The organism is Pseudomonas sp. Pseusp10 (assembly GCF_059492225.1).
Genome location: NZ_CP168528.1, coordinates 3184052 through 3205195, shown reverse-complemented (window position 1 = coordinate 3205195; position 21144 = coordinate 3184052). Strand labels below are relative to the sequence as shown.

17 protein-coding genes and 2 pseudogenes are annotated in these 21144 nt (G+C 49.5%); 14 read left to right on the top strand and 5 right to left on the bottom strand.

Translation table 11 applies throughout. The features are described from left to right. Positions 1-3: 3 nt before the first annotated feature. Entirely contained in the window at positions 4-1071 is a 1068-nt protein-coding gene (locus tag ACEN8Z_RS14445) for a maleylacetate reductase (RefSeq protein WP_495594600.1), read from the top strand. Between the two features lie 16 nt (positions 1072-1087). Here ACEN8Z_RS14445 and ACEN8Z_RS14440 read toward each other — a convergent pair. After that, positions 1088-1399: pseudogene (locus tag ACEN8Z_RS14440) on the bottom strand (LacI family DNA-binding transcriptional regulator); the annotation flags it as partial. 139 nt (positions 1400-1538) lie between these two features. On the opposite strand from ACEN8Z_RS14440, the gene ACEN8Z_RS14435 reads away from it, so the two are divergent. From ACEN8Z_RS14435 to ACEN8Z_RS14425, 3 genes are all read left to right on the top strand, one after another. Then, positions 1539-2345, top strand: coding sequence for a lytic transglycosylase domain-containing protein (locus tag ACEN8Z_RS14435; RefSeq protein ID WP_495594599.1), 807 nt, complete (start codon positions 1539-1541; stop codon positions 2343-2345). A 372-nt stretch (positions 2346-2717) separates the two neighbouring features. Beyond that, positions 2718-3086 carry a hypothetical protein gene (locus ACEN8Z_RS14430; RefSeq protein WP_495594598.1) on the top strand — a complete coding sequence of 123 codons (369 nt, stop codon included), beginning with the start codon at positions 2718-2720 and terminating at the stop codon, positions 3084-3086. Between the two features lie 200 nt (positions 3087-3286). Next, on the top strand, positions 3287-3547 hold the full coding sequence (locus tag ACEN8Z_RS14425) for a DUF6429 family protein (RefSeq protein ID WP_495594597.1): 261 nt from the start codon (positions 3287-3289) through the stop codon (positions 3545-3547). 48 nt (positions 3548-3595) lie between these two features. Here ACEN8Z_RS14425 and ACEN8Z_RS14420 read toward each other — a convergent pair whose 3' ends face one another. Continuing rightward, on the bottom strand, positions 3596-4114 hold the full coding sequence (locus ACEN8Z_RS14420; protein ID WP_495594596.1) for a hypothetical protein: 519 nt from the start codon (positions 4112-4114) through the stop codon (positions 3596-3598). 554 nt (positions 4115-4668) lie between these two features. Here ACEN8Z_RS14420 and ACEN8Z_RS14415 point away from each other — a divergent pair. Together ACEN8Z_RS14415 and ACEN8Z_RS14410 are read left to right on the top strand one after the other, a co-directional pair. Continuing rightward, positions 4669-4916: pseudogene (locus tag ACEN8Z_RS14415) on the top strand (MFS transporter); the annotation flags it as partial. Positions 4917-4968: 52 nt separating this feature from the next. Then, a complete protein-coding gene (locus ACEN8Z_RS14410) occupies positions 4969-5865 on the top strand; it encodes an EamA family transporter (protein WP_495594595.1) in 897 nt (298 codons plus the stop codon). A 313-nt stretch (positions 5866-6178) separates the two neighbouring features. Here ACEN8Z_RS14410 and ACEN8Z_RS14405 read toward each other — a convergent pair whose 3' ends face one another. Next, positions 6179-7198: a DUF3800 domain-containing protein gene (locus tag ACEN8Z_RS14405; RefSeq protein ID WP_495594594.1), complete on the bottom strand. Its 1020-nt coding sequence runs from the start codon at positions 7196-7198 to the stop codon at positions 6179-6181. Between the two features lie 264 nt (positions 7199-7462). Between ACEN8Z_RS14405 and ACEN8Z_RS14400 the strand changes: the two genes are divergently transcribed. The 6 genes from ACEN8Z_RS14400 (at position 7463) to ACEN8Z_RS14375 (ending at position 13888) form a co-directional block, all read left to right on the top strand. Continuing rightward, positions 7463-8455: a hypothetical protein gene (locus ACEN8Z_RS14400; protein WP_495594593.1), complete on the top strand. Its 993-nt coding sequence runs from the start codon at positions 7463-7465 to the stop codon at positions 8453-8455. A gap of 518 nt (positions 8456-8973) precedes the next feature. Continuing rightward, positions 8974-10380, top strand: a complete 1407-nt coding sequence (locus ACEN8Z_RS14395; RefSeq protein WP_495594592.1) for a hypothetical protein — start codon at positions 8974-8976, stop codon at positions 10378-10380. Between the two features lie 28 nt (positions 10381-10408). After that, complete coding sequence (locus ACEN8Z_RS14390; RefSeq protein ID WP_495594591.1) at positions 10409-10885, top strand: hypothetical protein; 477 nt, start codon at positions 10409-10411, stop codon at positions 10883-10885. Next, positions 10882-11373: a hypothetical protein gene (locus ACEN8Z_RS14385; protein ID WP_495594590.1), complete on the top strand. Its 492-nt coding sequence runs from the start codon at positions 10882-10884 to the stop codon at positions 11371-11373. Before ACEN8Z_RS14390 ends, ACEN8Z_RS14385 begins: the two co-directional genes overlap by 4 nt. A 604-nt stretch (positions 11374-11977) precedes the next feature. Continuing rightward, on the top strand, positions 11978-12487 hold the full coding sequence (locus ACEN8Z_RS14380) for a hypothetical protein (protein ID WP_442098788.1): 510 nt from the start codon (positions 11978-11980) through the stop codon (positions 12485-12487). A gap of 339 nt (positions 12488-12826) precedes the next feature. Then, the gene (locus ACEN8Z_RS14375; protein WP_495594589.1) at positions 12827-13888 is read left to right on the top strand and encodes an RES family NAD+ phosphorylase; all 1062 of its coding nucleotides are present in this window, start codon (positions 12827-12829) and stop codon (positions 13886-13888) included. Here the strand turns inward: ACEN8Z_RS14375 and ACEN8Z_RS14370 are convergent. Beyond that, a complete protein-coding gene (locus tag ACEN8Z_RS14370) occupies positions 13864-14799 on the bottom strand; it encodes a hypothetical protein (RefSeq protein WP_495594588.1) in 936 nt (311 codons plus the stop codon). The two genes, ACEN8Z_RS14375 and ACEN8Z_RS14370, sit on opposite strands and share 25 nt — an antisense overlap. A gap of 570 nt (positions 14800-15369) precedes the next feature. On the opposite strand from ACEN8Z_RS14370, the gene ACEN8Z_RS14365 reads away from it, so the two are divergent. After that, positions 15370-16299, top strand: coding sequence for a hypothetical protein (locus ACEN8Z_RS14365; protein ID WP_495594587.1), 930 nt, complete (start codon positions 15370-15372; stop codon positions 16297-16299). Between the two features lie 232 nt (positions 16300-16531). Here ACEN8Z_RS14365 and ACEN8Z_RS14360 read toward each other — a convergent pair whose 3' ends face one another. Beyond that, on the bottom strand, positions 16532-19405 hold the full coding sequence (locus ACEN8Z_RS14360) for a hypothetical protein (protein ID WP_495594586.1): 2874 nt from the start codon (positions 19403-19405) through the stop codon (positions 16532-16534). Positions 19406-20104: 699 nt separating this feature from the next. Here ACEN8Z_RS14360 and ACEN8Z_RS14355 point away from each other — a divergent pair. Next, a complete protein-coding gene (locus ACEN8Z_RS14355) occupies positions 20105-20971 on the top strand; it encodes a hypothetical protein (RefSeq protein WP_495594585.1) in 867 nt (288 codons plus the stop codon). Positions 20972-21144 lie beyond the last annotated feature (173 nt).

Below are 21144 nucleotides of genomic sequence, written 5' to 3'. Positions count from 1 at the left end.
CGTATGTCCACGTCCCCCTTTATTTATAACGGTCAACCGTCGCGCGTCATCTTCGGCCAAGGTTCGCTGCAACAGCTGGAAGCGGAAATCGATCGACTGGGCGCCAAACGGGCATTAGTCCTCTGCACGCCAGAACAACGCGCCCAAGCCGAACACATCGCCCAGCTGCTGGGCGATCGCGCGGCGGACATTTTCGACAAAGCCGTCATGCACGTGCCCATCGAAACGGCCCGTGAAGCTCGCGAGCTGGCACGCAAGCTAGGCGCCGATTGCGCGGTGGCCATTGGCGGCGGCTCAACCACAGGGCTCGGCAAGGCCATTGCGATGGACTCCGGGTTGCCTATCCTGGCGATCCCGACCACTTATGCCGGATCTGAGATGACGCCGGTTTTCGGCCTGACCGAAAACGGCCTCAAGCGCACCGGCAAAGATCCGCGCGTACTGCCAAAAACCGTGATCTACGACTCGCAGCTGACCGTCAGCCTGCCCGTCGACATGTCCATCACCAGCGGCATGAACGCCATTGCTCACGCCGCCGAAGGCTTGTATGCCCAGGATGGCAATCCGGTGATGTCGCTGATGGCCGAGGAAGGCATTCGGGCGCTCGCCGCCGGCATGAAAACCATCCGTCAAAACCCAAGCGATCTCGATGCCCGCGATGACTGCCTGTATGGCGCATGGCTCTGCGGTACGGTGCTCGGCAACGTCGGCATGGCGTTGCATCACAAGCTTTGCCATACCCTGGGTGGCAGTTTCAACTTGCCTCATGCACAAACCCATACCATCGTGCTGCCGCACGCTATTGCCTACAACCAGTCTGCCGCCCCGGCCCTGTCGCGCATTAGCCGGGCGCTGAACGTTGAGGATTGCAGCCCCGCGGCGGCATTGTTCGACCTGTCCAGTTCACTGGGCGCACCGACCCGGCTGAAGGACCTGGGCTTGAGCGAGGCGGACCTCGATCGTGCGACCGACATTGCCTTGTCCAACCCCTACTGGAACCCACGGCCGATTGAAGCAAAGGCCATCCGTCAGTTGCTGCAAGATGCATACGAAGGCGTTCGCCCGGCGTAAACAGGATGAGTCTGTAAGGCAGATTGAACGGCGTGACAATCTGCACTTGCGACGACGCAATCGGCCCGGCCTTCCACAGGCGATGAAATTGCAGGATATGCAGGAACACGTGGCGAGCATCGATCTGCAGGTTGTGATCGATGATCGCGGCGACTTTTTCCTCGGCCAGCAGTTGGCGGTTTTCCTCATCCAGGTCGTGGCCGATAAACACCTCAAGCGGCCGATCCAGTGCGGCGAACGCGTCGACAATCGCCCGCCTGCCCCCGCCCACACTGTAGAACGTCTTGAGATCGGGGTGCCTCGCCTGGGAACGCCGGCAGCCCGTACGTCAACGCAAGTTCCAAGGCCGGTTACAAGGGGTATAACTATCAGAACAAAAGGCGGGTCACCCAGAATAGGCCCTCCAAAGGCAGCGCCCGGGCAGGCGCCCCAGGCCTGATCGGCCGCCTGCGGCGCGGAGCGATTTGATGAGTTCCAGAGCATGGCGATGGGCTCGCAAGAGCCTTCTTGGCTGCATCGAGCTGGCTTTGCTGGCCGCTCCACTGTGCGCCAGCGCCATGTTCAAGTGCCAAGCCAGGGACGGAGCCATCAGCTACACCAGCCAAGCCATCGCCAGCGCCCGCTGCACTCGCCTGAATGGCATGGCGGGCGCCGGTGTCGGCGCCAAGGCAATGGCCCTGCCACGGCTTGTGCGGGAGGACGACCCAGGCGCGGTGCAGATTCGGGTGTTCACCTTCATCCATAAGGGTATTCGTCAATATGTGAGCCGGCGCCCCGTCGGGATCTCCGCACGGGTCGATGTCCTTGAGCTCTATTACATCAAGGACTGCTATCTGTGCATGGCGCCGAAGGATTTCAAGGTCGCCTCACTGCGCCTGGACACCCATTCCTATCGACGGGAGATCGAAGCCGCTTCGGGTCATTATGGTGTCGACAGGGCGCTGGTCCGCGCAGTGATACATGCCGAATCGGCGTTTCGCCCCAACGCCATTTCCGAAGCCGGCGCCCAGGGACTGATGCAGTTGATGCCCGCCACCGCCGAGCGCTTCGCCGTGGACGATCCATTCGACGCACGACAGAACATTCGTGGCGGCGTGCGCTACCTGGCCTGGCTGCTCAAGCGCTTCAATGGCAACCAGATGCTGGCATTGGCAGGTTACAACGCCGGCGAAGCGTCCGTGGTCGAGTACAACGGGGTGCCTCCCTACGCCGAGACGCAATCCTACGTTACCCTCGTGCAGTCCTTGACCGAACGCTATCGCAACCATCGCTAGTACCGTAGGGCGCATAACCCGGAATAGGTAATGTGCCGGGCGGGGAATGGCTCAATCGAACTTCCACGCTCACCGGTAGCTATCGACCTGATATAGATAGTCCGTCCCACCTTCACCGATACTGGTAAGTGTTGGCAGGTAGCTGTCAGCGAGCCGCTGCTATGCTGAGTCAAATCCCGTCAGCACGGCTCAACGGGCATGATTGCATGCTTTTTTGAAGGACGTGCTCACGTGTCTGCTGACGCAGCAGGCAAATGACATTGCCGAACTGCTGCCGCATAACATAAATGGACGCCTGATTAACATACGCAGGGATGGTAGGTTGACGTTTACAGACAGTACAACCCAAGGACTATCTCAGGACTACCTGGCATGGGCGATTCTTTCTGGAGCAAGTTCGGCCTCGAACTGATATTGATGACGTTCAGCGTATTTTTTTGCTATGCGATGCACCACACGCATGTGACCCATCAGCGCCGCAACAAAAAACAAATCGACGAAGCGTTTCACAAAGCCATGGCGCAGCACGGTATTGAAAATGTGGAAATCCTACAGGATCACACAACCTTAGGGGCCCGTGGCAAAGTCGGGAAAAGGCTGTTCGATGTCCACAGGACTCTTCACTGCCCGCCGGATCGCTGGTTTGTCTACATCCATGTCGAGGACACAAATCCAGTGTTTATGCCGATTTCAGAGCAGCGAGCAATGGCTTCCCTCAACAGCCAGGGGGGAATTGAATAGGCCGATGACGACGTTGGCTCCCTGTTCAGGAGGTGCCGAAAGTACACCTTGGCGAGCGGCAGCTTTGGACTGCAGCCCTTCGTGACGGGCAGAAATCGGCCAGAAGCGGTCCGTCACGACCGGCTAGTTAACCGCGCTATCCATCTTGATGGCTGGTGGGGTTTACGGTGAGCTTAAAGAGTACGAACGGAGCAACGATCATGGAATACGACGATAAACTGATTGAAGAAGCCGTGCTTGCCCTATTGGCAACCTTCAGTTTTGATAACGGCAATGCTTGGAAAGGGTTCGACTTCGAGACCATGAACCGATTACATGAACATGGTTTCATCAGTAATCCGGTGAGCAAGAATAAATCGATTTGGTTGACGGCTGAAGGACTGGAGCGAGGTCGGCAGATAGCCGACCGGTTGTTTGGGGTAAGAACTCAAGTGGAGCATGTATCCGACTCGGATATCTGACTTCATACCACGGCCATACGGTAGGTTGGGTTTATGGATCGCATACGTTCAAATCAGCGACACCGCTTTTTTGATCATCGCTGTAAAAATATCGTTTTCTTTACTGCCGGTTTTGAGAATACGAAATGCGTATTGACAAACCAAATAATCAAAATCGATATGATAATCGAGATTTTTTACATTAAAACCAGAAATAACTGGACGCTGGTAGGACAACCCACGCTCATCTTTTATAAAAAATGACCACTTGATTTTTTTCGCCGAACTAATCACAAACTCAGAAAGATACACTCCAATATCATTGCATACGGAATACAACTCAGGTGACGGAACAGAATTTTTTAGCGCGCGCTCTTCAAGCACAACCTCATAAAACCAGTCATGAAGAGACGTCAAGGAAGCCTCTGAAAAATTCAACTCGACCCCATCAACTGTCACCAGTCGAAATAACTCATCAAGTCGAGCAGGTATATTCGCCAGAAACCAATCATAGGAGGCACGAGCCTCCTCTCGCGGAAGCTCATGCAGTGGCCTATCAACCTTTGGATCAAAAATTACATATCCCATCTTCGCGCCGACTAGTGGTTAATCTTGATCTTTACGCCATCTTGACGCAGGAAGCTTTAGCGAGGAAGCCAACGATCATCAGTAGATTCTTGATCACAGCCATTTTCCCTATGAGCTATTTGATAGATGCCGAGCCTAGAGCGTAGGCTAGCTCGGTAGCAAGGAAATCCTCTAAAAAATCAAAAGCTGTGCAGCTATGAGGACTTTGTGGGTGAACCGTTGCGGAGGTAGTTGTAGACCGTGGAATTAAATGTAGACCAGAGCAGCTGCTACTGGCTTTTTTTGATTATCGCCACCGGCAGAAATGGGTTGTTTTCTGCCTCTCGCGATGGGCAGAAATCGGCCAAAAGCGTCCATCCATAATGCCCGTGGTTGACTGCGTCAGAGTGTTTAGATGCGCTATTGGAGCAAGCCATTGCTCACGTTGAAGTCGCAACGTATTCCCAGGGAGTGGATACCAAGTGCTGCGATCGCTGTATGACGTTTTGTTAGTCAATCTGTATCTAACGTTCTCCCTTTGACCGCCCTACTATCGTCCGCTACATCCAGGAGCATACGGTCCGCGCAGCGTGCAGGCACCCATGCTTCTGATCGCTGTATTGGGCTCGCTGATTTTCAGCTTCTCCCATACTGAACTGGGTCTGATCATTGGTCGCGGTCTGATCGGCTTGGTGTTGCCGGTTCGCTGATGAGTGCGATCAAGGCGTGCGCCATCCGACTGCCGGTTGATCGCCTACCGCTGAGTACGGCGTGCCTGTTATCGGCAGGCGGTCTGGGCGCCTTGATCAGCGCTACAGTTTTGGCGCTGTGGGTTCTTACAAGTCATTTCTCAACGACCATTCAAGGAAGATCGTATGAAAGCCGGGCACCTACTACTCGCAATCTCGATTACTGCCATATGGGGCGTGAATTTCTCGGTTATCAAACTGGGCCTCACCAGCGTTGACCCGCTGATTCTTGCTGGCATTCGCTTCACGCTTTGCGCACTTCCAGCAATTTTTTTCATTCCGAAACCTGATGTGCAGTGGCGCTACATCATTGGTTACGGTCTGGTCTTCGGTATCGGACTTTGGGGCGTCGTTAACCTTGGCATCAAGTCTGGTCTTTCAGCAGGCATCGCTTCGCTGGTGCTTCAATTCAGCGCGTTTTTCACCATCCTGCTGGGCTCATGGATATTCAAAGAAACGATTTCCCGCTTTCAGTACGCGGGCATGGGTCTCGCTCTGTGTGGTTTGCTGAGCATCATCTCCATCGTTGATGGGACAGTAACGACGGCCGGGCTGATCCTGGTACTCATGGGAGCGGTCGCCTGGAGTGCGGCCAACGTGATCAACAAAAAAGCCAAGACCACCCAAGTCTTCGCTTTCCTGGTGTGGTCCAGCGCGTTTTCGCCCATCCCTCTTTTCGCGCTTGATTACGCTGTTAACGGCTCCACGGGTTACAGCGCATTGGTGAATCAACTCGACTACCGCGCCGTCCTGTCGATCCTGTTCCAGGTATACCCCAATACACTGTTCGGCTACTGGGTATGGAATTCACTGCTGAAACGATATCCAGTGTCTACAGTCGCGCCATTGTCGTTATTGGTGCCGGTATTCGGACTGCTCGGTTCAGTCATGATTTTCAATGAGAGCCTGTCAGTCAACAAAATCGTTGCAGTCGTTCTCATCGTGTCGGGTCTTGGCGTCGGCTTATACGGACAGCGCGTCCTCAGTGCGGTGCTCAAGCGTTCTGACCGATGCCCATCGTGATGTAACAGCACGAGCTGGAGACCTTCTGGACACTGCTGAAGCCTAGGGTGACTTCCGTGCTCAAGCTTTAGCAAGAAGACACCATAGATTCATTCGATATGGATGACTGGCAGCTTTGGATCGGTTACAGCCGGTCGTGGCGGGCAGCAATCGGCCAAAAGCGGACCCTTCGTTTCGTTCTGCTATCGACCACCACTGCGACTCGAAGGCAGGCAGCTGTGAAGGGTGAGGGTTATTTCAGCCAACCATCAACCGTATATCTCTCATCTTGTTGCCGCTGACCGAAAGTTGACCTGAGTTCCCATCGAAGAATTCACTTTCTGATCATAGGACGTTGTTGTCTCTTCATCATCTTGATGAGCTTTTCCGTAGCCTTGTCGAGTGCCTTTTCTTTACCCAACGATAACAGCAAAACAGGGTACTGGCTGCGCCCACGATTTACCATTAGGCGCCCGAGAAACGCAGCGGCCCTGAGATTGTCTTTGAACTCCTGTCTTAGGCAACGCCTTAATCCCGATGTCAAAAGGTCAGCCAACTGAATTCCAAAATCGGTTTTTGAGTCAACGAACTGGAGGTCTTCCCTGATCAGTTTCTTAATGTCCAAAACGTTGCTCATATTGACATCAATGTTGTAGTGATCCTTGAGGTAGGTAGGTTTCTCCGCCTCTGAAAAATCGTACCTTGCCATGTGGCTGTAATCGAAGCCTTCGCCTATTGGCAGCGGGTCAGTGATGGACATGCTTTGTAGATAGGGTGGGCTAAGGTTTTCGAACACGTCTTCGAATTCAGTTTTTCTTTCCGGATCTTTCTGATCAACCCTCCATACGAACGACCCAAGAGATTCTGGGGCGTATTGGGCGTAGTAAGTCATGGTTTGCTTAACCACATAATGCATCAGCTTGATTTGACAAGTGAATTGGATGTAGAGCTGGTCCGAGAGTCTGAGCACCTGATTAGAGATGTTCTGGACATCGTCTCGTAAGGATTGGTGAACCAGCTTATCTATGTGCTCTACAAGCCTTTGGGCGGCCGTTCCCTTGTGAGCACCTACAGCTTCTGGCGTGTTGAGGTGGGCATCCGTGGCCATTGCATATAGCGTGCAATTCAACTCAGCGAGCCGGTTCAAAAGGCGAAAGTAGCTCATCTCATCGCCAACCTTGCCAAGCTTCAACTCGTCGTCCGGTGAAACTCCGTTCTCTACTTTGAATTGTTGAAGAACGCTTTCGGCCGCGCCCATCGCATCTTCCAAAATAACGACCGCACCCAGGGCGCTCCAAGCATTGTGGTTAGGCGTGTAGGTAAATGTTCCTGACTCATCGATAAAAATACGCATGCTATCCCCATCCGTGTGGCCGGGCAGACCGAAAAGTACGCGCTTGGGAGCTTCGGGTGCTCCACCTTCTACCGTTGAAGAGGTGGCATAAACGTTAGTCCAAAATTTGAATTGGACGAATCCTGTACTGAAATTGCAGGTACGTGCGTTAGCAGCTGACCTGTGGAGCAGTTGTTGGATTCGCTGGTAGAAAAGTTTCCAAAATCAATGACGGTAGGGTCTATCTTGTTCTTTTGACACGCTACATCGGAAGGTAGGGAATCCATGTCTGATTTTTTTCAAGAAACGCCTGCCGCCCTCAAATGGGCAGAAGAGGCTGAGCAGCGACACCAAGCGGGGAAATTCGGCGAAGTTGTGCGCGCGGTGATCTGGACGGATGCGCGTGGTTCAGATGGCCAACTGTTAGTTGCTGTCGATCCAGACAGATTGGTTGCCAAGATAAACAGCGATCCTTTCACCCTTCTTGAGAATCACGATCCCGGACGTCCAAAGGGACAACTGCTGGAAAGTGCATCGTTTGAAAGTCCTGACGGTCGAAAATTTGTTGCCGCAGTCCTGGGGTATTACGCAGGTGGAGACGTTCTGAGTTTTCTTGGCTTGGGCATAGATGTTGACGCATCCGTTCCGCCACCTCAGCAGCTTCCAAGATTGTTGGATGATGTGTGGATCGAGATCGCGACGGATGAAAGGGAGGTGGATGAAGATTGGTTGGATCAGGTTACGAATGACTCACCCGTTAGAATCGAGCGTTCTGAGCTGTCGCACAACGCAGCAGATTCTATACAAGAACTGATTAGAGTCGGTCTCCCCTACGTACTCCTTGTTTGGAACCCCTTCGTGACTGCGATAGCTACTGAGGCGGGTAAGGCTTCCTATGCGGGAATACATGCGTGGTTTCGGAAATTGCTTAGTCGAGTGGCCGACAGACGTAACCCTATACTCGATTTTCATTCATATCAGGACGGCTGTCAGATCTCATTTCTGTTCAGAGGTAAGGATGAGAAAAAGCTTCATGAAGCCATGGACGCATTGGCTGGTGCGGCGGTTCAGGCAGCTCGGTTAATTTCGAGGCTGAAGGCCCAAGGAAAGATAAGCCGGCAAATGGTCTATGAATTCGATAAAGAAGCGCTTCTATGGGCACCGTCGTTTGTTTTACTGAATGATGATCGGATCATCACTGATAACCTCGCACTTATTGCGATTGAAAATCTTCCCAAGGGGTTGAGCCTCGGTCTGACTCGAAGCAATTCACTGTGAAATAGAGTCGAAAATGCACAAGGTAGGGGGATTGCCTACAGCCTAAGTATTTCTTGGGCTGTAGCTTTTTTTCTGGGTCAAGATCATCACAGTAATTCAACCTCTCGATCTGATCTGATTGAGAAAATACGAAAAAACCCGTGTTTTTCTTGGTTTCAAGTGTAGGCCTCACACACCAGTTGCTGATCAGCTGCTATGGGTCGATTGCAAACGGCCACGACCTAAAATCTCAGGTTTCTCGGTGATGGATTGGACCGATTAGTTACAAGAATCGCTAAAATAAAGGCTTACAGAGACGACAACTCTATCTAGTAGCATTTCTGCACCTCCCCCTCAACTGACCTTTTTGTTGCTGCTAATCAGACTGATAACGGCAAGGCTGCCGCTTGTAGCGTCGTTTTTCGCTGAGCTGGATCGGTAGAGTCAGCATCAATCGGCTATTCTTATGGATCACTTGCTTTCCGACTATATTCGCCCAGGGTCCTAAAACATTAATTAATCGCGCCGAGGAAGGACAGTTGGAAAAAACTGCAATAGTATCTTTTAAAAAACCAGCAAAACTATGCCTTGATTGGCTAATTGAGTGCATGGGGTTCGAAGCATGGCTGCGCCGCAGGGAGAAACTAACAAGCAGCATTAGTTCCTTTGAACAAGCTATAAGCATAGATTCAGAACCGGTAGAGTGGAAATTATTTAACCCCCCAACGGCAGACAAGATCAGCTGGTATATGTTTTTAGTTGATATACTAGGGGTAGAAAAAACTTCCGACGACCCATTTGAATCCCATAGAATATACCCTGTCTTTGCTGCGATAGGCGATCAGCTTGAAAAGTTAAAACTTGTGCCAAATATGCATGGCGTCATCAAAAAGCTGCTCTCCTCGAAAAATAACAAACCCGACAACTTTTTATTCGAATTACTAGTAGCCTCGCACTACTTGAGAAACGGCTACGATGTCGCTTTTATTGAGGAGCAACCTACACTACAGACTCCTGACCTTCGGGTTTCGAAATTTGAAACCAGCATTTTTGTCGAGTGTAAAAGACTTGAAAAAATTACAGTTTATGCAGACAAAGAAAATAAAGCATGGGACGCTTTATGGAAAGTGCTCAGCATAGAGATGATTAAGGATCGAAACGACCACTGGATAGACATTACCTTCAAGATCCCCCCATCTAAAGTCAAACCATACAAAATCATAAAAGCCTTTCACGAACTAGCCAAGGTTTTTCGCCATACAAAAGTTACTTGCGAAACAGTTGAATTCAAGGCCACGCTCCACGCGATAGACATGCAAAATATTGAAAACCATTTCTCAGCGTACAGCGTCCGAGCTAATTCCCCACAAGTTCACGCACTAATATTTGGCGATGTAAACCCGAACGAGAAAAGATCCACTGCCACTATCCCAACAGATATTTCTAGACCTGGCCTTCCAGGAGCAGTGCTAAATATTTTTCTTGATGGGATAGCTAGATGTGCCGGCGCACAATGGCGGTGTACTAGTCCTGAATCCGTTGACAAACGCTCAAAGCATTTCAAAACAATCATAAAGGATGCGGCAAGTCAGATCCCAGCAAACTCCCTGGGGATAATTCACACCTTCTATGAAACCTCAGAGGGTGTCGACATAGAAATAGCAAGACGAGAAAAATTAATATCTGCGCTCACCGAACTTAAAATTGAAGACAAAACAATTCTTGTCGCACTAATTCACGGAGTAAAACACTATCCAAATATCAATGGTTTTGAATGGGCGGAAACCGTACAAGATTTTTCGGCCACTCCAGATATATTAGATTTGCTTTTTGAGCATTTTCTTCTTCTAGGCTTCAATCGAAAAGGCGCAATTAAAGATGAAACCCACTGGGAACAAGATGCCCTAATTCAAGAGCAGCTAAAAATAGATCAACCACAAGGATAAATTCATCTTTGAACCAGGACAACACAAAATGCCCATATTCCATAAGAGCGAAGTAGTACGCCTCCAACTAAAAACAGCAGTCGAGATATTCTTAGCAAAATTAAATTATTCCGCTGTGATAACATTAGCCGGTGCGTCTAGTGGCATCCTTGGACCTCTAGTTAGTAGGGCTGGCAAGGAAACCTTTGATGAATACGCCAGAAGAGTTTACGGCGAGCTATCCGGACAAATTCCAAAACGTCCAGCGTACTCCAAGCACATAACCCAAATACTTGGCATCATTGCTCATAAACATCTTGCAGGCGATGACACTGAATCCATTGAATTGGACCTAGAAAAACTAGCATGTGACGCATTGATACGCGCAATGGCAGATTACTCAAAATTGAATGGCCAATCTGAGCCATTCGTAATTGCATTTTTTCAATGGGTCTGGATGAATGTAGATGGAGCAAAAGTAATGAAAGACTATCTTTCCATACCTAAAAAGATGAGACCAAAATGACAGTAAAAAATTACTCTCGACTCGAGTTAGCATCCAGTCAGTTGGAGGCGGCTGTCAGCCTATTTATATCAGGTGGCGATCGTTTTTCAGTAATTACTCTCGCTGGAGCTGCTGACGTAATTTTATCCCGGTTGATACTCAATAAAGGCAAAGAAAATTTCACTGATGTAATTCTAAAAGCAGAATCAGACAAAGAACAAAAAACCCGAGAAGAGCTCGGACGAGAGGTGAATAATTTATTCTTCATCAACCAATTAAAACACATGGACCCTGACGATGATGGCTATATAGATCTTAACCCTGAAGAGTGCGCTATCGGAGCAATTCTCAAAGCACTGCCCAATTACATCATGCTTACGGAACAACGAAAAAACTTTGTAAAGTTATTTCTTCTTTGGGTAAAACTTAATCTTGACCCCAAAATATATAATGTTGACTGCGACCCAAATTGGGTTCCATCCTGCGATGGAAATTTAGTTTCAATTTAACGAAATGTACTTTGCAGCGCTTAATACCTCCCACCTAGAGGAGGCATCAATAATGCCAAGCATTGGACATTGCGTGCGCCTTTCTCTGATCGCTGCGTAAGGGCAGGAACTCCACTAAATGCTCTGCTTTATCATGAGTTAGAAGAACCATGCAGTATTGCACTTGATAATACTTGAGTCGTCCTGGATTTTGTAGATACATTCATTTATGACCGCTTCTGTTTTGCTGATGCGGAGTTAACGTCCACTTTTGGCCGATTTGTGCCTGTCGCGAAGGGCAGAAATCGGCCGATTCTGTTGAAAAAGTCGGTTCGCCAAAACAGCCTAGGTAATTTCACAGACTTGCCCACCCATTTGCATTCGACTTGACCAGTCATTTGCATCGGATTTGACCAGCATGCTTCGTGGCCATGACCGGCAGAGAACGACCCAAGTCGGGCAGTCGGCGGCGTAGTGACAGCGGCTTAACCGTTGATGGTGATCGTGCCCAAGGATCACCGGTTGAAAATGAGGCTATGCTGGAAAAAACATCGAATTTGTACATGCCGGACAGCCAGTTACGGTGAAAGTCGAAACATTCTTATTTTTGGTGGTGGAGAAAAGAATGGGTACTAATGCATCAAGTCTTTCTAGGGCTTCCTATAGAAGTTTTGCGATAATTAGTCTTTTTGGTTATTTCGCGTTTGCGGTTGTTATGTTGTGGTATCAGTCGTCGGCACAGGTTCCAAATAAGTTGAATGAATCGTCGGGTGTGCTTTCGGAGGAAAGGGTTAGAGGTAAGCTTATGACCAAAATCACCGATGGTGATAATGTGTATTGGTTCACCTGTGCTTCGAGTTTGAGAGGGTATTCGACATGCATCACGAAGCGAAAAAGTTCTGAACTATTGGGCCGGCATGCAAGTGTTTTCTGGTATGACCAAAAAATCTTTCCTGCAATAGAGCAGCGGAAATTGGTCGTATTGGTGGTGGAAGGGAAAGAAATTATCAGTAGGGCGATGTCCGAGGAGCGGCTGGCTGGGGGTAAGAAAAGTAGTTTCTGGGTGCTCGGTGTCGTTGGTCTTTTAGTGATCTGCGTTTCTGCTTTCTTTTTAAAGAAGGCAAGGAGGCGTTAAAGTGGATGCGAAAACTGTAGATGCTATTTCCAGTGTGCTGGCTTACCTAACTACTCCAGTGGGTTCGGCGCCAGTTATTAACGAGGATTGATTTTGGCATAGGATATCTACGATTAAGCTAAGGGGCGGCAGCACGCTGATCAGTTCCGACAACCATCCAAGCATAGCTGCTCATTTGCTGATCGCTCCGCTCACCGTCTGCTTTTGGCCGTTTACTGCCCGTCGCGAAGGGCTGCAACGCAAAGCAGGCCTTTGCTACAGCTACTCACTTGGAGTTGATCTGTAGCGTCATGCGCTACTCTCAGCAATTATTCAGTACTCCTCAAAAGGATTTCAGTAATGACTAACTTCATAGAGAGTGACTCCGTCGCTTGCTCGAACTGTTTCTCTGATCGTGGCCTCCAATTGGATGCGGAAAAAATCGGACAGGATAATACTAATCCGTGCCAAAACTGTGGTGCCACAGACTCCAAAAAGCTCCCATTGGCTGGTGTTGAGGTGCTGGCTCACCGTTATTTTGTCTGGGGCTCAATGTGTCGAGCACACTACGGTGCTGCCCCGCAGATCCAATTCAACGAACACCAGAAAACGTCCATTGAGGTGGCTCCCTGGCTAGTTTCAGATGTTCAACTCATTGAGCGACTTCTTGGTATTGGCTTTTTCCATTATGGCCCTCGTCTTTGGATGGTTGGCGAAATAGAACCACTCAAAGCTCTCCAATCGGAAGAGCATCGCCAAGATATCATTGATCAAATTTTGTTTGAGTACCCTGTAAGAGTGTTGGACACTGCAGAGTCTTTCTACCGTATCCGAGTAAACCCCTCTGCACCAGATGATGCTGACCAATACGATAGCGCCCCCCCTGAATATTCCGGGAAAGGACGTCTCGACTCAGCAGGTAATTCAATATTGTATGGGTCACCAGACCTCGAAGTTTGCGTCCATGAGTGTCGGGTTTCAGCAGAGGATGAAATCTTTGTGGCTACTCTGGCCCCCACAAGATCGTTGCGACTGCTTGATTTATCCGCATTACTTAAAGAAGATGTTACTGAATTTGAAAGTCTTGATATGTCTATTCACATGCTCTTCCTAGCGGGAAAGCATGCGTACGAAATAACTCAAGCTATCGCTGATGCCGCCCGAGTTGCTGGGTTCGATGGCATCGTTTACCCGTCGTACTTCAGTTTGTTACGTATAGGGCAAATGCCATTCCAAACGACATATGGTATCTCGCACCGTAGATTTCCGTCCATGCAAGAACATGAGCAGGCTAAATCAATTCCAAATCTGGCTTTGTTTGGGCGGCCGCTTGCAGATGGGAAAATTGCCGTATCATGCATCAATCGCCTCATCCTTAGTAGAGTTGTTTACGATTTTCATTTCGGACCAGCCGGAATATAGGGATGTGAGTCTTTCGGTTCTGCCTCCACCTCTATCGAAGGCAGATCAGCAGCCAATGAAACAGAATCGGGCCATCTTCGAGCCGAGTCTTCCATAACTTCGCACGCTTCGACGTATTGTTTAGATTTTTCAAAGCGCCGTGTAAAAACCCACAGCTTTTCTGCGCCACCAATAAATGAGATGGGAGCAGTCGAAAACAGGTCGTCGCATCCTTCTGGATAGATATGTGCGACAATTCCCTGCATGTAAAATCTATAATACAATGCTTTCCTAACACCTTCTTCAAAAGGAAACTCAATCTCTTGAATTGTAGGCGTGTGATTGTGAGTGAATCCGCGGCTATCCATTTGACTGAGAGTAATAGGATGGTAGTTAGCAGGGCTGGGGGCTTTACTTACTAGAAGCTCACCAAGTGCTTGTAAATTAACGCCTATATTCTCGAGGTGTGAAAATTCTTTTATTTTTGTAGTAAGAGATCTCCATAGCAAGCTGAGGAAGAATAGCCGCAACTTTTGGGTGTCAATATTTTCGATTATGCGAACACCGAGGCCGGTTTCTGCGTCAGGCTGAACTACATAGTCATGAGTAACAAGCTGTCTATCTTTTTTCCACCCACTCCAAACCAATTTATGCTTTCTAAGTTCCGCGATGCCATCTGTATCGATCTCGCTAAGTATCTGCTCACCAGCTCTAATTACAAGCTGATGATCATACCAACTTGTAAATCTACGAATTGGCCTGAATCCTCTGCCAGTTTCGATAAATCGCTCGCCTGGCACTTCTGTTCCGGTCAAGGCTTGGGGGATAAGATGGGATTTGGCAAAAGGGCCCTCTACCCCAAGAAGGGCACAAATTCCAGTTTTAGGGGCTGCTATTTTCTGCTTTTTCTTCTTGCGATCCTTGCTAGCCATTTCTACCACTAAAAGTTCGGATGAGGTGCTACTTCTGGTTGATTATAAGGAAATTTTAATCCTGTGCGACCCATCGAATTAATGTTAAACGCACGCTTCTCCTTTTTGTTAAAGCGGTCAATACACTCGTTGTGAGTGACTGCTATTGGGCGATTCTGTTGAAAAAGTCGGCTAGGGATTGCGCACCAAAAAAGTACGCATCCGAGATTGAAATCTTTACTTTTGGCAGAGGCTTCCGGACTCGGATTTCACCTAGCAGCGTACAAAAAAAGCGTTTTCACCAGTCAATGATCAGTCAGTTTGGGCAGACCGACTGTTTTCAACAGAATCGGCCGATTGTTGCCATTAACCCATCAGTGATTCCTGGGCGGGAGTGCGGGGGAATGCACTCGATTGGGTGAAAATTTGTAGCAACTAGATGAGCCGATTCCTTGATGGTGGGCTATAGCTTCAATGCGGGTGAGTAGTCAGGCGAAGTCCTGCCCGCGTAGGAACCTCACTGACGCCAAGTGCCGGCGTGCTAGCGCCAAACCACTTGGCGCTGCGGTCGCAACTTTTAAGGATCGAGCAATGAATATACGTTTGGTTTGCACCGCCGCCAGCGTTCTGTGGCTTGCAGAAGCTGCTGCTCAACCGGTCACAACCTGTACAGGAACGAGATTACCACTCGATTACCAGACGGCCATAGTTCTTCCGGACAACACCATGGTCCTGTGGGCCGCGTCTTCGGTTAACGTCGATGGCATGCGTAACGCCTATCACAAGGACAACATTGAGGGCGGAGGGCTAATTCACTTGTGCAATGGTGGACGACCTTACCCTGCAGGTAGAGCGTCCTACAATGCATCAGAGAGCAATGCAATCTGTCGCCAATTTTACAAAGACTATCTGGCCATAAAAAAAGCCGACTGGAAGTCTCCCTCGGTTGGTGCAATTCATTGGTTCGGAGTACTTGGTCAGGGCTCAGTGAAGATCGGCAAAAAGATGGTTACTGAAGTTGTGCCGGTGGAACAGGCAGACGGTAGCGGTTTTTTCGTATCCAAAACACATTTGGAAGACTCCGCGAACTACCCCCTGGTAGCGGATCAGCGACGTTACCTTGATGCTGAGACTGTACCGTTTGGCGTGGCTCCAAGCACAGAATCCGTGAGGAAGCTCGGTGTCAAAATGGGTACCTTTGGTGTGGCCTATTACCGAAGGAACCATAGGGTAGTTCCATTCATTGTCGGTGACAGCAATGGGAAAGTAGGTGAGGCGTCATTCGCTATGAGTAGGGAGCTGAAAGGTATGTCGCCGGCAACTGCCACGCGCAACAACATCTACGAGGGGGATATAAGAACCCAGGATGTTCTATGGGTCTTTTTTACCGACAATCACGGTGTGATGAAACCACCCTACACAGGTGAGGCTGTTCGACGTTCGGCTAAGGTGGCCTACGAGAGCTGGGGGGGTAAGGAGCGTCTTGATACTTGCACTCGAACGATTTCGGCCACTCGCTGAGCGTCAAAAGTAGGCTCATTGAGCATGTGAGTCGAAAGACAGTTCACTTGACTCACATGCTTGAGTCGCAAGGAAAGCGACTAGAACGATTTCACACACTCATCAAGCCTAGCCACCACGAGAGCTTCCTACTCTGGGGCGAGTAAGGGGCCAATGTTGTAGGAGGTCACCCCTTTGGCATTCTGGGCAGTGAGGTGCACACTGGCTACGATTTTTACGTCCCCATACTCCCTCACCTCTGCTCCATCATTAGCTGATTTCCAACCCATCTTGGCGAAAGCTTGATCGACTTACCCAGCAGATTAGCCGAGATGCTCGGTAAATTTACAAAAACGGGGGGGATCTGGATCTGCTGGTCGACCCGGCCAGAGGTAACCATCTTGAGCAGGGTGCTCGTTTCCTCTTGGTTGCCGGGTACCGCCCGCTCGATCGAGCTGACAACGTCGAACGGTGTGAAAGCAGAAATCTTTCCGAGAATCGTCGCGCTGCCTAGGGTGCCGGTCAGTAAAGGGTTGCAGGTCACGAAAATCTGGGGATTCTGTACGAGCAACGCCTCTAATGGACTAGGTGAAAGTTGCCCTGTGATGTGTATCGGGTCGAAGCTGATACTAAGACTCAAGCCATCTCCTTGCGAAGAATCTGCAGGGGCGATACGTCCGACGATGGTCGTGCGGGATCCAATCAGAGTGCCGTTTAGATGGAACGGAACAGTACCTGGTGCTGGGCAAACTAGGACGTGCCCAATGTCGTAGGGCTGGAAGTGAAGATCGCCGTTCATCTCTAGGCCGATTCTCGGAAGCATCTGGAGAGTCATAGTGGCGCTTTTGGGGTCGTAGTCTAGGGTAGGTTCGGTAATCGAAGCGTCGGCAAGTACTCGGGCCGAGCCACTGATTGAGCCGATTCCATCCAGCTTTTGGATGGCGCGAATCGCTTCATTGACGATGTTGCAGCCCAATTTTTCCAACTCGCGTAGGCTATTGCAGGCTGCCAGTTTGGTTTCCTCGGCTATGTCGCAGGCAGCCTTCTCAGCGGTCGCTTGGATATTGCACGCACCACGCTGCACTTCCTCCCGGACATTACAAAGTGCTTCAGATGCCTTGCAAACAGGGTCATCCCAGGATCCACCGAAGGGCAAGTCTCTTCTGCAGCCATAGTTGCATTGGTCGTACCGATTGCAACCACGTAACCGACAATCGTTTGTCCGTATGCATTCTTTATCAGCAGCGCAACCGGCTTGAAGGTCGCCAGTCAACCTTAGTTTGCCGCTGTCGTAGGGAAGGCTCTCGCTATCCACGCTTCCTGAAATGGAGATGTTATTCTCCTTTAGTGTCCGGTTTATCATGGAGGTAACCCAGCGCAGTGAGACGATACCCAGCAGCTCAGGCACCTGAGCATCAGGGAGCGAATAGGGAGGTAGGGTAGTCTCCCACCGAGCCTTAAAGGCCTGATCGACTGTTGAGGAAGGGATGTTTATAAAGATGCCAACATCACTTTTTTCAGTGGACAGAGGTGCCTTGGAGAACCGCTCAACAGCTTTGCTAATAGCGATGTTAGGTGTCGCATAGTCGTAGCTCACTAAATTGTTCTGGAGTTCAGGGGCTTCGATCACGAGCACCTTGATGCCTTCGGAGCTGATCCGAGGAATCAACAGCAGTGAACCAGATTTTGCTGGTGTCAGCTTTTCGGGATGTACCTTGATCTGTTCAGTCGACACCGCTACAGGTTCTAGTGCAGGTAAGGGCAGATCGATTGGTTTCTCAACTAGGGCGGAATTGATGTAAGGCAGTAGCTGGGTAACGACGTCGTTCACGGATTTTATAAATGGCTGGACAGAGATGGGGCCGCCGATATGCTCCAGGCGGTGCAGCGTGATGCCACCCACTACCAAGCGGTAGTAGAGCTTTCCATCCTGGGATGCCAGTACACCACCACCCTGTACTGTCCCCTCGTAGTTAAGATGCGCCCCTTTTATCGTCCCTTTGACCGGGAGGGTTACGGAGATGGTCTGCTCGCCGAGCTGCACCACCGGATCACCAAAATCCGCGTCCTCAGTATCTTTGAGTACTTCAACGAGACTCGTATGTATCCCTTCCAGCAGCGTCCCCGAATTCACCACCGCGCCAGCGGCAACATCCCCAAAGCTTTTGAGTGAAAACAGCGTTTGGGCCAATGCTGTTTGTTGAAGCTCCTCGAGCTTGATCGGTGTGAAGCTTGGCTTTAGCAGGCGTTCGAGCAATGCATCGGAAAGGAAGAGACCTGCATCGGTTCGCCGCTCCCCTGATCTGATCACCGCAGCCTTATTCCAGAATGCACTTCTGTAGGCCTCGAATGATGTCGAGGTTGGAGACAGTTTGGGCTTTGCGGCGGTGTTTGGAACATCCACTTGGCCTAATAGATGAACGCCTCCGTCATCCACCAATACAGCCATCGAGCCAAGGTGAACTGGAGGTATAACTACCGAGCGGCCGTCGGGAAGATGGATGGGAACTGGGGAGGTGGGTAGTCCGGTAGCTTTTTGGTCAATCTCATACGCGACTGGTTTGATCTGTCCATTGACGTTGGACATGTAGCGAGCGAGCAATCTGTTGATGGTTTGGGCAATCAGCCTGTCCGGCGTCCACCATTTGTCGAGCTTCAACTGTGTCAGTTCTGCACTCTCGAGGATGGGCTGAACTGATGCTATCTGACCGCTGATGTTTACAACGCTCCACCCCCTTAGCGTTGCTTTGAACGTTCCGCTGGGCTCAACCATCCTGCCTTCTATCTCGGCAGTAATCGTCAAGCCTTGCTCATCTGGGGCAACCGCCGCGGACAGGATTTTTAGTTCGCTTGAGTCGAACTGGCGAAGGCCTTGGGTAAATGCGTCATTGAGTGTTGTGGGCGGGATATTGAAGAGGAGCCCAGGACTTTGAATAGTAGCCAATTGAGCATCGGACGTTCTGACGGCCTCTTGTTTGGCTTCCGCGTGGGTTTTCGGTGGGAAATTGCTTTCAACCATCTCATCCGCTTGGCGGAGCAGGAGAGAACACCCTGTCTGAGTGATTAAAATTGTGAGAAGCGCAGTTACTGAAAGCAAGCGAACAAGACCAAACTTTTCACGCATCATGGTTATCCCTGCCATTTGTCAGACCGTTTCGGTGGCCGTCGCGGAGATACGCTTCAACAGAAGGGTAGTAGGCATTCGAGGGAATGGCAAAACGCCACTCATCAGAGAATGATCATCCAGACGTTCCATTGCTTTGGCTGGTTTACCCGGGAGTAACTGCAAGTCCCATGAGCCTCTTCAAGTAGTCGAGTGCCCGAATTTTTTCGGTATATCACCGGCAACTTCATCCAACTGCGCGTCACCCGACCGGTTCGTATCGATTGGGGCCTCAAACATTAGGGTATGGTAGTTGTATCGCGGACTGGCTTAACACCATCACTCCATCCAAAATCTCTATGCTTAACTGGTCGCCAGTCAAGCCCCATAGCTGACGGTGGTGACACGCAGAAATCGACTGTGGATTCAACCGGTCAAGCCCACGACGTTTTCATGAACAGTTAAAGCGGCTCGGCGGCCTCATAAAGCCCTTTGAATGGGGTACAAAAGACCTGTTTTTTATGCCGTAAGCGCTATCAAGTCAGCGGTTCCGATGATTTTCATGACTTGTTTCAGGTTGTAGGCGAACACGTTCAAGCTCTTCTCGGCGCTTAGCGGCCCTTCTCTGATGCCGACTCTAGACATAGAACGCTTTCGGAAACGATGGAAAAATACTCTGCTATCGTCAGAAAGGCACAAAGCCACAACCAAGGATGATATAGCATGAAAAAGCTAAGAGCATACTTAAGCCTTCTTGTACTCACATTTATATCTGGCTGCTCCAACCTGGGGGCAGAAGACACTAAATATGTTGGCTTTTCAGAAGCCCGCTATTATGACAATACAGCTAAAAAATTTAAAGACAGATTCTGGAGCGCATCTAACAACAAGTGCCTAGCCTCAGGAGACCAATTCGACATAAGGCTACAAAGCTTAAAAATAGACCAAAATTTTGAAGGGTTCATAGAAAAAATCACAAGTGACCCCGGAAACGAGCTAGGTGTATTTCTTACTATTAATAAAACCAAGCGCGACAGCGATTCCGTAGTTGCGAAAGCAGGTTCTATTCAGCCGGCACAAACTGGAACATTGACATCGCCTGTCGAGCGCAGACTCGTGTACATGACAGACTCAAGATTGAAAAATGTGGATATAAATTCAGCAAATTTATTGATTTATAGCGACCTGTACGACAATAGCGACTACAAAATAACCTTGGAAGTTGTAGAGTTCGATGCCGACAACATAAAACAATATGCATCAATAGCGAAAGAAATGATTAAGGCAGCTCAAGAATCAGGAATATCATACAACATACCCTTTTCATCACTCCTAACAAATATCGGGACGGCACTATTCAATCATGTTGCCAGAGACGACAAAATAATATCTTATGAAACCCAATTGCTAAGCTGCAGTTCCATAGCAGGCGGAGATAACTCAGTCTATTTTGAGCGTGGTGACTTGGCAGTAATTAGAGTATCTCAAAATGCGGGCTCTATAGATTGGGCTAATATAAGTTTCAATCCTGAAACCAAAAGAATTGACAAAAACTCCAATGTTCTTTTAAGCGTAATAAAGAGGCAGTAATTGCAAAAGCAAACCCTTTAGCAAGGAAAAATAAGTGATATGGAAGTGAACAAAAAGATTCAGATAAATACCATGCTCTATGCCGGGCTTTCGATCACGCACCCGCACGGGGCTAAAGATCGGATGTGGCGATACATCAGTCACAGAGCTATGGAGGAGTTGTGAGTGTTGAA